This is a genomic window from Arthrobacter sp. Cza30, assembly GCF_059090765.1.
Map to the genome: position 1 here is coordinate 567,160 of NZ_JBNHGA010000001.1, position 13,142 is coordinate 580,301.

Genomic DNA, 13,142 nt, shown 5'->3' on the forward strand with positions numbered 1-13,142 from the left:
TCGCATGACCACCTCCCCGTCCCCGTCCGTCGTCGTGATCGGCGGCGGCATCCTCGGCGCCTCGACCGCCGCGCACCTCTCCCGCAGCGGCGCACAGGTGACGCTCGTCACCGCCGGCGCGCTCGCCGACGGCGCGTCCGGACGCTCGATCGCGTGGCTCAACTCGTCGGGCGCGCGCACCCGCGAGTACCACTACCTGCGCCTCATCGCGATGGAGCGCTACCGCACGTGGCGCCTGCGCCGGCCGGAAAGCGCGTCGTACCTGCGCTTCGACGGCGCGCTGAAATGGGCCGGTCCCGACGAGAGCTTCCGCGAGACCTTCGCGTTCGAGCGCTCCGGCGGCTACGACGCGCTCTGGCTCTCGCGTGAGGACGTGGCGCGCTTCGCGCCGGACGTGGACGAGGATGCCGTCGCCGACGAGGGCGCGATCTACAACCCCGCCGAGGGCTGGGTGAATCTGCCCGACCTCATCGCGGCTCTGATCGCGGAGGCGGAATCGGCGGGGGCTCGCGTCCTGACCGGCGTCGGCGAGGCGCGAGTGGACGTTCAGGACGGGGTCGCCATGGGGGTCGTGCTCGCCGACGGTACGCGTCTGGCCGCCGACCGCGTGGTGCTGGCGACCGGTCCGGCCGTGCCGGCGCACCTCGCTGCGCTCGGCGTGACGGTTCCGGATGCCACGCCCGCCGCGTTCGTCCTCTTCACCGACCCGGTCGATCTCGAGGTGCGCACCGTGCTCAACACCCCGCGCGTCGCGGTGCGGCCGACGCCGGACGGACGGCTCGTGCTCGACGCCGACTGGGCCGAGAAGTCCGTGCTCGTCGGCGACGACGGCTCCATCACCGTGCCCGAGGAGTCGGTGCAGGGGCTGCTCGACGAGGCCTCGCGCGTCCTCGCGGGAAACCCCACGTTGACCGCATCACGCGTCGGCGCCGGCTTCAAACCGATCCCCGGGGATGGCGAGCCGGTGGTGGGCGCCGTGCCTGGTATCGACGGACTCTCGGTGCTCTTCACGCATTCGGGCGCGACGCTCGGCCTCATCCTCGGCGAGCTCGTAGCCGAGGAGATCATCACCGGCGCGCCGTCGCCCGTGCTGTCCGCGTTCCGCCTCGACCGCTTCGCGGCCGAGACGGAGGGCAGGTCGGACGGCGTCGCGACCGGCGCGTGGGAGCCCGTCGCGCAGCAGTAGCCGGTGTGCCGAGACGCCGGGGCGCGGTGTGTGACGCGCTGCGGCGTCTCGGTGCCTCTGGCCGTTCCTCGTGGCTTCTCGACGGGCGTGAAGGCGTTCCGTCTCGCTTCGCTCGCTCAGCGACCGGCGAGCGGTGCGGTGGAGCGGCGGGGGATCAGGGTGGGCATGAAGCGGCGCAGGTTCGCGCGCTCGCCGGGCGTCGGGTGGAAGAGCTGATCCATCGCGGAGGCGGCGATCTGGTCGAATGGCACCTTCACCGACGTGAGCGGCACGGGCAGCTGCGCCGCGAGCGGGATGTCGTTGTACCCGACGACGGAGAGATCGTGGCCGACGCTGAGGCCGAGCTTCGTCGCGACGCTCACGACCCCGATGGCGAGGTTGTCGTTGGCAGCGAAGATCGCGGTCGGCCGGTCGTCGGTGTCGAGGAGGGCGTGACCTGCGCCGACGCCGGCTTCGACGCCGTAGCCGGTCGACAGGATCCGGTCGGGCCGCAGCGACGCACCCTGTTCCGTCACGGCCCGTGTGGCGCCCGCGAGACGATCCAGCGCGCTCGACGTGAACGACGGACCGGTGACGACGGCGATATCGCGGTGGCCGAGGTCGAGGAGGTGGCGGGCGGCGAAATATCCGCCCGCGTTGTCATCGCCGAGCGATGAGGGGCTCACCCCGTCGGTGCGCAGGACGAGAGCGTGACGGATGCCGCGCTCGCGCAGCGATGCCGGCAGCGCATCGTCGAGGCGGGCGGTTGCGAGGATGAGGCCGTCGACCCCACGATCGAGGAGGCGCTCAGTCGCCTGGCGCTCCTCCTCCGGGTCGTCCCCGCACGTCGCGACGACGGCGAAATAGCCGCGCGCGCGGGCAGTCCGCTCGATGGCCTCGAACATGAGCGCCATGACGGTGTCGGCGAGACGCGGAACGAGCGCGCCGATGGTCGCAGTCTCCCCGCGACGGAGGCTCGACGCGAAGACATTGCGACGGTAGCCGAGCTCGTCGGCGATCCGCCGCACCTTCTCGGCGGTGGCGGAGCGCGACGGGCGCGTCCTCTCGTCGAGCACCCGGCTGACGGTCGAGATGCTGACGCCGGCGGCGACGGCGACATCGCGAAGCGTCACCACCGACGCATCGATGCGATCGCTCACGGCCACCTCCCTCCGTGCGAGTCAATCTAGCCCCGCCTACGCGATTGCTTGACAGCATCCGCTCCGGCAAGCATACTTGCAATCGTTCTTGCAAACGTTCCCGACAACGTTTCCGCAAGGTATCGATTCAACTGAGGAGCCAACGATGTCCCTGGACCTGCGCGGACTGAACCCCGCCCCCGTCACCCCGTTCACCACCGATGGCGACGTCGACTACGACGCCATCGAGCGCCTGGGCTCGTGGCTCGGCTCGATCGACGGCGTCAAGAGCCTCGTCGTCCTCGGTCACGCAGGCGAGGGCACCTTCCTCACCGAGGAGGAGCAGCTCGACGTCATCCGCGCGTTCGTCGCGTCCACCGAGGGCCGTGTTCCGGTCATCGCGGGCATCACCAAGGAAGGCAACAAGACCGCCGCGCTCGAGGCCAAGAAGGCGGTCGAGGCGGGCGCCGCCGCCGGTCTCGTCTACCCTTCGCACGGGTGGCTGCGCTTCGGCTTCCAGGACGGCGCACCGCAGTCGCGGTACCGCGAGATCTACGAGGAGTCCGGTCTTCCGCTCATCCTCTTCCAGTACCCCGACAACACCAAGGCGTCGTACGACCTCGACACCCAGCTCGAGATCGCGGGGCAGGAGGGCGTGTTCGCCACGAAGAACGGCGTGCGCAACATGCGCCGCTGGTACACCGAGATCCCCGCGCTCCGCGCCGCGTACCCCGACCTGCAGATCCTGTCGTGCCACGACGAGTACCTGCTCCCGACGATGTTCGATGTCGACGGCCTGCTCGTCGGCTACGGGAACATCGCCCCGGAGGCGCTCGTGGAGCTCATCGAGGCCGGCAAGGCGCAGGACTACCCCCGCGCGCACGAGATCCACGAGCGGCTGCTGCCGGTGACGAAGAACGTCTACCACCGCGGCTCGCACATGGAGGGCACCGTCGCGCTCAAGTGGGGCCTGGTCAACCGCGGCATCCTCGAGCACGCGACCGTGCGCACGCCGCTGCTGCCGCTTCCCGACGGCGCGGATGCCGAGATCGCCGCCGCGTTCGCCTCCGCCGGTCTGGGCAAGGTCACCGTCTCGGCCTGACCCTCCTGAGGGGCGGCGGTCCGCCCGATCGCCGCCCCTCACCCCGACCTCACCCCTGAGCACCCAGTCAACGACGACTTCGCGGCAACGACGCCGCCCAGCGACGAAGGATCGACGATGAGCAATCGCACCACCGACCGCCACACCTCCACGACGCCCGGAACGGGCTACGGCCGCGTCTCGACTGACACGATGAGAAGCATCGTGAACGCCCGCAGCACGCGTCGCTCCTTCTGGCAGCAGCTCGCCCTCATCGGCCCCGCCTTCGTGGCGGGTGCGTGGCAGTTCGGGCCCGGCAACCTCACCACCGCCGTCCAGGCGGGCAGCGGCTACCAGTACGCGCTGATCTGGGTGATCGTCGTCTCGACGATCCTGATGATCTTCCTCACCGACATGAGCGTCCGTCTCGGCATCAAGTCCCCGGTGTCGCTCATCGCCTCGATCAAAGAGCACCTCGGCACCTGGGTCGGCGTCGTCGCCGGCATCGGCATCTTCCTCATCACCCTCTGCTTCTCCGTGGGCAATGCCGTCGGCTCGGGCCTGGGGCTTTCGATGCTGTTCGGCGGCAACCCCGTGATGTGGACCGTCATCTGCACGGTCGCCGTCGCCGCGCTCCTTCTCCTGCGCAACGTCTACCGCGTCATCGAGAAGGTGCTCGTCGCCATCGTCGCGCTCATGGCGGTCGCCTTCGTCGTGTCGGCGTTCGTGTCCAATCCGGATTGGGCGGCAGCCGGGGCGGGACTGCTTCCCGCCGTGCCCGACGGCTCCTGGCTGCTCATCGTCGCCCTGGTCGGCACGAACTTCTCGATCAACGCGGCGTTCTACACGTCCTACGGCACCAAGGAGCGGGGTCGCACCGAGGCGGACTACCGTGACGTCACGATCGTCGACACCATCCCCGGCATCGTCGCCCCCGGCGTCATGACCGCCCTGGTCATCGTGGTCGCCGCGGCCGTCCTCGGCAAGACCGGCGAAGCGGCGCCCACGATCGTCGCACTTGCCGGCATCTTCGAGCCGCTCGCCGGCCCCATCGGATCGGCCGTCTTCGCGCTTGGGTTCTTCGGCGCCGCGTTCTCATCGATGATCGCGAACGCCACTGCCGGCGGAACCATGCTCTCCGATGGCCTCGGCCGCGGTGCGTCGTCGAGCTCCCGGTCCGCGAAGATCATCAGCGGCAGCATCCTCGCCTTCGGCGTCATCGTCGCACTCATCTTCCAGACGTCGCCCGTGCAGCTGATCGTCATCGCACAGGCCTTCACGATCTTCGTCGCGCCCGTGCTCGCTGCGCTCATCATCGTCATGGCGAACCGGCGTTCGCTGATGGGCGACATGCGCAACCGCTGGTGGCAGAACTTGCTGGGCGTCATCGGTCTGGTTGCGGTGCTCGCCCTATCGGTGCGACTGCTGGTCACGCTGATCGGCGGGTGAGCTTCAAGAGGAGGCGGGTTCGTTGCGGCGGACCCGCCTCTCGCATGTGGACGCGACGGCGGGAGTCGAACCCGCAACGCACCCCGGGTATGAGCCGGTGCCCGGGACCGCCCGGATCGCCGCGATGTCACCCACGGTAGAGGCCCAGGCGTAGCGGCGCATCAGCGTGAACAATGGTTTCGCTATGGGTCTGTGCGTGACAGGCGGGGTGGCGGCGGCGTTTCGTCTCGCTTCGCTCGCTCAACGAACGGGGGGCCGGCGGCGTGGCGAGGCGTTTCGTCTCGCTTCGCTCGCTCAACGACCGGGGCAAGCGGCGGGGGTGTTTCCTCTCGCCCGGTGGCGCTCGCTGGCCGATCGGTGCGCCGCTCATGCGATGTGGGGAGCGGTAGGAGTCCGGCACCGGTTCCTCCACAGAATCGCTCGTTGTTAGGTTGTCCACAGAAGCGCCCGTGACCTGGGCTTTACGCTGAGGGAATGTCGGACCCCCTGGCCAGGATGAGGGTATGAACTTCCCGCTCGCCGACCTTCAGGGCATCGCAGATCGCCTCCGCGACGTGCTCGAGCCGGCGCTGACCGGCCAGGCGCAGCAGGGTCTTTCGCACCGGGAGTTGATCGACGCGCTGGGCGTCGTCGAGCGGCTGGGGCGGGTGGCGGATGCTGCGCGTCAGACTCTCGCGGGGGAGGTGGGGCGTCGCGCGGATGCAGGGTTCGGCGACGAGGCCATCACGACGCAGTTCGGGTGCGGGTCCGCTGCGGAAGTGCTGGAGCGGACGACGCTGGTGTCGCCGGCGACGGCCCGCGCGCGGTTGCGGGATGGCCAGGCGATCACCGGCCGGATGACGCTGACGGGGCAGTCCCGTCCGGCACCGCTGGAGCATGCCCGCGTGGCGCTGGCGTCGGGGCGACTCAGTGCCGACGCGCTGACCACGATCGGCGACGCGCTCCGCCCGCTGCTCGGACGGTGCTCGGTCGACGACCTCGAGGCCGCGGAGTTCGAGCTCGTCCGGGCTGCCGTAGGTGGGGATGACGCGCCGGCGTGCGGCATCCACGAGTTGAAGGTGATGGCGACCACCTGGGCGCTGTTCCTCGACCCCGACGGCACTCTGCCCGACGAAGAGCACGCGGAGCGCATGAGAGGGATCCGGATCAGTCGTCGGTCACGCCGGGGGCTTCGTCGGATCTACGGCGATGTCACCGAAGACGTCGCGGCACAGTTCGACCGGCTCGTCGACGCGCACCTCAATCCGCGGGCGCAGGACCGTCGCCCGCGGTTCGTCGACCGCGGCGCTGACGGCGCACCGGACGAGTGCGTGCCCGACCCTCGCACCATCGAACAGAAACGGCACGACGCCTTCGCGTCCATCCTGTCCGCCGCGGTCGGCGCGGCCGAGACGCCGACATTGGGCGGGGCGGCGCCGACCCTGATCGTCACCACGACCGCCGACGACCTGAATCGGCCGGACGGGGTCGCGTTCATCGAGAGCGCCGACGGCCCCGTGCCGGTGCCTGCCGCGTTCGCCCGTCACGTCGGCTGTCACGGGACGATTCACCGGCTCACGCTTGGCGCCAACGGCGCGATCAAGGAACTGCGCGTCGAGGATCGGGTGTTCAACCACTGGCAGCGGAAGGCGATCGGCGCCCGCGACGGTGGCTGCATCATCCCGGGTTGCACGGTTCCCGCTGCTTGGTGCGAAGTGCACCATGTCGTGGACTGGGCGAAGGGCGGCCCGACCTCCGTCGACAACGGGGTGCTGCTGTGCTGGCATCACCATCGCGGCATCGAGAGCAGCGGGTGGGAGATCCGCATGGTCGACGGCTCGCCACAGGTGCGACCACCCGGCTGGGTCGACCCACAACGACCCTGGCGCGAACCGAACCGGCTCCTGCTCAGCGAACTCAGACGCGCCCGATCCGCGTAGGCCGGGCCATCGCGCTCCGCCGAGCGCATTGCGCTCACCGGCCGAAGCGCTGGCGCATCTCCTCGAGCGGCAGGGTCATCACGGCGTCCGCGTCGTCTGCGGGCGCACCCAGGCCGTTGACGCGTCGCCGCCCAGGCGCGCCTGCCAGAACCTCGCGAGCCCAGTGAGCGGTTTCGTCTCGTTCGTCGGGGCTCGCACGAGCTCAGCGACGGATGAAGCGGGGTGTCTCTCGCCCGCTCAACGACCGAGGACGATCAGAGCAGCCCCCGCCGCACCGCGACGACCACGGCCTCGATCGTCGTCTCGACGCCGAACGCCTCACGCGCGACACGCAGCCGGCGACGCACGGATCGCTCCGAAAGGAACATGCTCGACGCGATCTCGTTCAACGAACGTCCGCGCGCGTACTCGGCGAGGACGCGCAGCTCCGCCTGCGTCAATGGAGCCGGCGCATCACCCCGACGAGATGCCCCCGCGTCCATGTCAGACGAACCCTCCTCGGTCCTCGCACATCAGGCCCGGCTTCCGCCCGGCCGTGCCGTCGAATCCCGCACCACCAGCCGGGTGGGCAACGTCACCGCGGGCGCGTCGGCGCCCGGTCGGAACCCGAGCGCCGCGCGCACCGCCTCACGGCCCAGCTGCGTCCAGTCCTCCGCGATGGTCGTCAGGGGCGGCGCATACATCGCGGCCTCCGCGACATCGTCGAAGCCGACCACCGAAATGTCGGCGGGCACACGCAAACCCGCCTCCTGGATCGCGCGGTAGCCGCCGAGGGCCATCTGATCGTTCGCGACGAAGACCGCAGACGGACGTTCCCGCTCCAAAAGCACCTGCAAGGCGCGGTAGCCGGATGCCGGCGTCCAGTCCCCGCGGGGCGCATCCGGCACCGGCCGACCGCGCTCGCGCAGAATCACCTGCCACTCCGACAGTCGGCTCTCCGCCGCGTACGACCCCGGCGGTCCGCCGATGTGGTGCACGGTGTCGTGACCCAGCGCGAGCAAGTGCTCCACCGCCATCCGCGCGCCCAGCCGCTGGTCGAAGTCGAGCGCGGCGGCGCCGGCGAGCACAGGAGGTCCGATCACGACGATGGGCACACCCGGCGGGATGTGAAGCGACTCGACCGCATCGAAGTGGTCCGGCAGCACCACGATGATCGCGTCGACCGCCATCTCGCCCAGGCGCATGAACGCGCCATCGGCGGCCTGACTCGACGTGACGGCGATGGGCATGAGCGTCGTCGCGTAGTCCTGCTCGGCCGCGCATTTCGAGATCGCCTCCACCGACCGGTGCACGCCGACGCTGACGAGGTCGTGATAGACGACCCCGACAGTGTGGAATGCCCCGCGCCGGATCGCTCTCGCAGCGGCATTGGGGCGGTACCCGAGCTCGTTCATGGCTGTCAGCACCCGGCTGCGCAGCGCGTCGGTCACGTTCGGCTCGCCGTTCGCCACACGCGAGACGGTCTGCACCGACGCGCCGGCGCGGTCGGCGACATCCCGCAGCGACGGACGGCGAAGGCGCTCCATCACAAGCCCTGGAAGGAGAACTCGAAGCGGAGCATCCCCTCCGCGGGCAGGTGGTACTTCTCGAGCGTCCGGGCACCCCACGAGTCGTCTCCGCCGACCCCGCGACGCATCAGCGCCGGGCGCAGGATCGTGCGATGGATCGGCGGCAGCTCCGTGTGGTGCAGCGCGTTCTCGATCTCGAACGGCGTCCACGGCAGGGCCGAGAACTCCATGGTGTCGGCGCTCTCCATCCGGATGCCCCGCCCCCGGTCATCTGTCACCTCGGCCCAGCGCACACCCGTCCGGCTGCCGGCCTCCTGAGGCCGCAGGTAGGGGGTGAGCTGCTCGCGCACATCTCCTTCATACACGTCCAGCCGGGCACCGTTCCGGCGGTCGATGTAGCACTCCTCGGGTCCCTCGCCGTACCAGCGGAGGTTACGGAACTCCGGCCTGGTGGCGAACAGCATCCCGAACTCGGGCAGCGCAGGAAGGCCCTCGAGAAGCTCCATCGTCTGGGTCACGGTGACCCGTCCGGCGCCGTCCACGCGGTAGTCGACCACGCACTCGGTGGCCGGCGCGGTGGGCAAGGCGTAGCGGAAGGTCACCGTCGCCGTGGATCCGTCCGACCGGAAGCCCACGTCGGCGGGCTCGTCGGCACGGGCGTACCGGCTGGCGAGCAGCCACTGCCCGTCCTCGAACGGCCCGTCCCATCCCCGTTCATTCGAGGTCGGGGCATGCCAGAACAAGGGCTTCGGGATGGTGGCGAGCAGCTCGTCGGCGGCCGCGGGATCGGGGCCGAAGCGATACGACTGCAAGCCGCCGTGAAGCCGCGAGAACAGCACCGAGAACCGGTCGCCGTGCACCCCGACGTTGTGGGTTCCGACCACGACCCGAGGAGCCGGCGCGCTCACGGTCGCGGGAGTTCCCGCAACCGCGACCACGCGCTGCTCCCGGGCGACCTCGTGGCCGGCCGGAGCCCATTCGGTCTCGTCCCGCAGGCGGAACGAGACGTCGATGGTGTACTCGCCCGGCGATGACGGCACCGCGAAGGGAAGGGCGTACGTGGCGCGCCGCTGCGGCGGGCACGCCGTCTCCACTCGGGCTTCGTCGAGCACCTCGCCTTCGCGAGCCAGCCACACGACGCATTCGAACGCCTCCGACGACGTGGCGAGCAGGCGGTTGTCGACCTCGAAGGAGGCGTCGCCGAGCCGGATCCGCAGCGGTTGATAGAGGTAGCTGACCTCCTGCAGCTTGGGCGTCGGCGAATGGTCCGCGAAGTAGATGCCGTTGCCGCAGAATTCGCCGTCGTGAGGAGCTTCGCCGCAGTCGCCGCCGTAGCCGAAGAACGGCTGCCCGTACCTGTCGGTGAGGGCGATGGCCTGGTCGGCGAAGTCCCAGATGAACGCGCCCTGGAACAGCGGCTCGCGATATGCCAGGTCGACGTACTCGTCCACCGCCCCGAACGAGTTGCCCATGGCGTGGGCGTACTCGCACAGGATCATCGGCTTGTCGCGGTGGTCGCGGAGGTACGCCTCGACCTCGGCGGAGGGCGTGTACATCCGGCTCACGACATCGGTGGTCTCCGGATAGCGGGTGTCCCAGTCGACGCCTTCATAGTGCACCGGCCGTGAGTCGACCGAGCGGAACCAGTCGGCGAGGTCCCGCAGGTTCGACCCGCCGTAGGACTCGTTCCCGAGCGACCAGATCACGATGCTCGGGTGATTCTTGTCGCGCTCGAACATGTTCACCGCACGGTCGCGGAGCGCCGGCATCCACTCCGGACGGTCACCGGGAACGGCCTCGTCGATCGACGCGCCGAACTTGCGGACACGATCCCACAGCCCGTGCGTCTCGAGGTTCATCTCGTCGATCACCATGAGCCCGTAGCGATCGGCGAGCTCGTAGAACGGCGTGCTGTTCGGGTAGTGGCTGGTGCGGACGGCGTTCACCCCCGCGCGCTTGAGCGCCTTGAGGTCCTCCGCGATCTCGTCCCGCGTCATGACGCGGCCGCGCAGCCCGAACTCGTGCCGGTTCACGCCGAAGAAGACCACTCGCGTGCCGTTCAGGGTCAGCACGCCGTCATCGATCGCGAACCGGCGCACGCCGATCCGCTGCGGGATGACTTCGACGAGGTCGCCGTCGTCGCCACGCACCTCGATCGTGAGGTCGTACAGCGCCGGACTGTCCGGACTCCACAGGCGCGGGCTCTCGATGCGGATGCCGAAGCGGCCGTCGCCGCGGTTCTCCAGCGTGCCCACACCGTCCAGGTGGGCGGAGACGCTGCCCTCGCCGTGAAGCGTGACCGAGAGCTCGACGTCCGCCGTGGCGGCGTCGAGGTCGAGCTCGGTCTGCACCCGGAGATCCTCGACGTGCACGACGGGCCGGCGGTAGAGCGTCACGTCGCGGAAGATGCCCGAGAAGCGGTAGAAGTCCTGATCCTCGAGCCAGGAGCCGGACGACCACTTGAACACCTGCGCGGCGAGGACGTTCTCACCGTCGACGACGGCATCCGTGAGGTCGAACTCGGACGGCGTGAAGCTGTCGGTCGCGTACCCGATATAGCGCCCGTTGAGCCACACGGCGATCGCGCTCTCGGCGCCATGGAAGGTGACGCTGAGCGACTCGCCTTCGAGGAGCGGCTGGTCGAGCGCGAAGCGCGTGAGGTAGGAGGCCACGGGATTGAACCGTGTGGGAATCTCCCCCGGCGCGATCTGCTCGACGCCGTCCCACGGGTACTGCACGTTGACGTACTGCGGACGGTCGTACCCGTGCAGCTGGATATGTGCGGGCACCGGGATGTCGTCCCAGCTGGAGCTGTCGAAGGACGGCTCGTGGAAGCCCGGGACGACGGCATCCGGGCTCTCGGCGTAGTGGAACTTCCATGTGCCGTTGAGCGACTGCTCGAACCCGCTCACTCCCGCCCGCGCCTCGACGGCGCTGCGGAACCAGCGATGATCCGAATGCGCCGGGCGACGGTTCTCGGAGACGAAGGTGGGATCGGCGAGTCGTACGATGCCGACGCTCATGTCGATGCTCATTTGATCGCCCCCGTGATCCCTTCGGCGAAAGCCCGCTGCAGCAGGAAGAAGACGACCATGGTCGGCAGGGATGCCAGCAGGACCGCCAGCATCAGCACGCCGTAGTCGGTGACATACCCCGCGCTGAGGTTCGCGATCAGCATGGGCATGGTGAACACGTCGCTGTCGAGGAGGATCACCTTCGGCCAGAGGAAGTTGTTCCAGGCCATCATGAAGGTGATCACCGCCGCGGCGGCGAACGTCGACCTCATGGTCGGGATGTAGATGCGCGCGAAGATCGACAGCTCGCTCAGACCGTCGATCCGCGCGGCCTCGACCAGCTCGTGCGGGAACGACCGCGACGCCTGCCGGAACAGCAGGATCAGGAACGGCGTCGCGACAGTCGGGATGATGACCGCCCACAGCGAGTTCACCATCCCGACGGACGCGAACAGCTGGAACAGCGGGATCATGATCGCCGCGAACGGGATCATGATCGCCAGCAGCAGCACCGACATCAGGATGTCTTTGCCCCGCGAATGGAAGACCTCGAACCCGTAGCCGGCGATCGAGCACACAGCGAGAGCGAGCACCGTGGTGCCCACGGCGATCGCCGCCGAGCTCCACATCGCGCTGAGGACGTTCTGCGTCTGGAAGAGCTTGGCGACGTTGTCGAAGAGGTGTATCCCGGGGATGAGCTTGGACGACAGCACCTCGGCACTCGTGTTGGTGGCCGAGACCACCATGAAGTAGAGCGGGAACACCGAGAAGATCGCGAACACGGTCAGGAACGCGTATCCCGGCAGGCGGCGGAGTCTGGCCTTGGTCTTAGTCACGCTTGTCACCGACCCTCAGCTGGACGAGGGCGAGGATCGCCACGAGGATCAGGATCACGTACGAGATCGCGGCCGCGTACCCGAAGTTCGGGTTCTTCAGGAACGACACCTCGTAGAGGTAGTGGGACATCGACATCGTCATGTATGCGGGGCCTCCTCGGGTCAGCGCCCAGGACTCGTCGAACAGCTGCAGCGTGCCGTTCGTGGACAGGATCGCGGTGAGCACGATCATCGGCTTCAGTTGCGGGACGGTCACGTGCCAGAAGACCTGGAAGGAGTTGGCACCGTCCATGCGCGCGGCTTCGATGCTGGAGTAGTCGATGTTCTGCAGCGCGGCCAGGTAGAACACCATGTTGTAGCCGGTCCACCGCCACAGCAGACCGAGGATGATCACGAAGCGCGCGGTCTCGGCGTCGCCCAGCCAGTTGACCGGGCTGTCGAGGATGCCGATCCCGGTCAGCATGTCGTTGACGAAGCCGTCGTTCGCGAAGAGCGTGCGGAAGACGAGCGAGTACGACACCAGCGAGACGGCGCAGGGCAGGAAGATCGCCGTGCGCCACAGGGCCTTGAATCTCAGGTTCCTGTCGTTGAGCAGGTTGGCGAGGATCATCGCCAGGATCAGCATCACCGGCACCTGGATGATCAGGTAGATGAAGGTGTTCTGGAGCGTGAGCTTGAAGATCTCGTCATTGAGCATCCGCTCGTAGTTGAACCACAGCGGGTCGGCCCAGTTCAATCGCGAGCCGCGTCCCGTCTGCAGCGACAGCAGAAACGCCTGCAGCATCGGCAGGAAGTTGATGCCGACGATGAGCAGGGACGCGGGGATGAGGAATCCCCAGCCGGTCAGGTTCCTGCGCCGGCTCGGGTTCAGCCAGGGCTTCTTGTGTCCGATGTAGTTGTCCAGCGGCGGGGCGCCGCCGTTCTCCGGCGCCTTCGAGGGCGCTTTCAGTTGAAATGCCACGTCGTTCTCTCTTTCATGCAGGGGACGGCGGAGCCGGCCGGCCGGGATAGACCCCGGCCGGCCGACGGAT

General features: G+C 68.8%; 10 protein-coding genes and 1 tRNA gene. 4 read left to right on the forward strand and 7 right to left on the reverse strand.

Annotated elements, in window-relative coordinates; all coding sequences use genetic code 11:
* The first annotated feature begins 4 nt into the window (after positions 1-4).
* Entirely contained in the window at positions 5-1,186 is a 1,182-nt protein-coding gene (locus AC5RVZ_RS02455) for an NAD(P)/FAD-dependent oxidoreductase (RefSeq protein ID WP_494064189.1), read from the forward strand.
* Positions 1,187-1,302: 116 nt separating this feature from the next.
* Here AC5RVZ_RS02455 and AC5RVZ_RS02460 read toward each other — a convergent pair whose 3' ends face one another.
* Positions 1,303-2,325, reverse strand: coding sequence for a LacI family DNA-binding transcriptional regulator (locus tag AC5RVZ_RS02460; protein ID WP_494064190.1), 1,023 nt, complete (start codon positions 2,323-2,325; stop codon positions 1,303-1,305).
* Between the two features lie 145 nt (positions 2,326-2,470).
* On the opposite strand from AC5RVZ_RS02460, the gene AC5RVZ_RS02465 reads away from it, so the two are divergent.
* Both AC5RVZ_RS02465 and AC5RVZ_RS02470 read left to right on the forward strand, forming a co-directional pair.
* Positions 2,471-3,406 carry a dihydrodipicolinate synthase family protein gene (locus AC5RVZ_RS02465; RefSeq protein ID WP_494064191.1) on the forward strand — a complete coding sequence of 312 codons (936 nt, stop codon included), beginning with the start codon at positions 2,471-2,473 and terminating at the stop codon, positions 3,404-3,406.
* Between the two features lie 117 nt (positions 3,407-3,523).
* Positions 3,524-4,834: an Nramp family divalent metal transporter gene (locus AC5RVZ_RS02470; protein ID WP_494064192.1), complete on the forward strand. Its 1,311-nt coding sequence runs from the start codon at positions 3,524-3,526 to the stop codon at positions 4,832-4,834.
* Positions 4,835-4,881: 47 nt separating this feature from the next.
* Here AC5RVZ_RS02470 and AC5RVZ_RS02475 read toward each other — a convergent pair.
* Positions 4,882-4,958: transfer RNA gene (locus AC5RVZ_RS02475), tRNA-Met, on the reverse strand.
* 379 nt (positions 4,959-5,337) lie between these two features.
* Here AC5RVZ_RS02475 and AC5RVZ_RS02480 point away from each other — a divergent pair.
* Positions 5,338-6,753 carry an HNH endonuclease signature motif containing protein gene (locus AC5RVZ_RS02480; protein ID WP_494064193.1) on the forward strand — a complete coding sequence of 472 codons (1,416 nt, stop codon included), beginning with the start codon at positions 5,338-5,340 and terminating at the stop codon, positions 6,751-6,753.
* A gap of 254 nt (positions 6,754-7,007) precedes the next feature.
* On the opposite strand, the gene AC5RVZ_RS02485 is transcribed toward AC5RVZ_RS02480, so the two are convergent.
* The 5 genes from AC5RVZ_RS02485 to AC5RVZ_RS02505 form a co-directional block, all read right to left on the reverse strand.
* Positions 7,008-7,193, reverse strand: a complete 186-nt coding sequence (locus AC5RVZ_RS02485; protein WP_494064194.1) for a LuxR C-terminal-related transcriptional regulator — start codon at positions 7,191-7,193, stop codon at positions 7,008-7,010.
* 72 nt (positions 7,194-7,265) lie between these two features.
* Positions 7,266-8,279, reverse strand: a complete 1,014-nt coding sequence (locus AC5RVZ_RS02490) for a LacI family DNA-binding transcriptional regulator (RefSeq protein WP_494064195.1) — start codon at positions 8,277-8,279, stop codon at positions 7,266-7,268.
* Entirely contained in the window at positions 8,279-11,284 is a 3,006-nt protein-coding gene (gene lacZ, locus AC5RVZ_RS02495) for a beta-galactosidase, LacZ type (RefSeq protein WP_494064196.1), read from the reverse strand. Before lacZ ends, AC5RVZ_RS02490 begins: the two co-directional genes overlap by 1 nt.
* 8 nt (positions 11,285-11,292) lie before the next feature.
* The gene (locus AC5RVZ_RS02500; RefSeq protein WP_494064197.1) at positions 11,293-12,111 is read right to left on the reverse strand and encodes a carbohydrate ABC transporter permease; all 819 of its coding nucleotides are present in this window, start codon (positions 12,109-12,111) and stop codon (positions 11,293-11,295) included.
* On the reverse strand, positions 12,104-13,072 hold the full coding sequence (locus tag AC5RVZ_RS02505; protein ID WP_494064198.1) for a carbohydrate ABC transporter permease: 969 nt from the start codon (positions 13,070-13,072) through the stop codon (positions 12,104-12,106). The genes AC5RVZ_RS02500 and AC5RVZ_RS02505 overlap by 8 nt, the downstream gene beginning before the upstream one ends.
* Positions 13,073-13,142 lie beyond the last annotated feature (70 nt).

Coding starts and splice junctions, on each gene's coding strand:
- AC5RVZ_RS02455 (WP_494064189.1), top strand. CDS start 5: ATGACCACCTCCCCGTCCCCGTCCGTCGTCGTGATCGGCGGCGGCATC.
- AC5RVZ_RS02465 (WP_494064191.1), top strand. CDS start 2,471: ATGTCCCTGGACCTGCGCGGACTGAACCCCGCCCCCGTCACCCCGTTC.
- AC5RVZ_RS02470 (WP_494064192.1), top strand. CDS start 3,524: ATGAGCAATCGCACCACCGACCGCCACACCTCCACGACGCCCGGAACG.
- AC5RVZ_RS02480 (WP_494064193.1), top strand. CDS start 5,338: ATGAACTTCCCGCTCGCCGACCTTCAGGGCATCGCAGATCGCCTCCGC.
- AC5RVZ_RS02490 (WP_494064195.1), bottom strand. CDS start 8,279: ATGGAGCGCCTTCGCCGTCCGTCGCTGCGGGATGTCGCCGACCGCGCC.
- lacZ (WP_494064196.1), bottom strand. CDS start 11,284: ATGAGCGTCGGCATCGTACGACTCGCCGATCCCACCTTCGTCTCCGAG.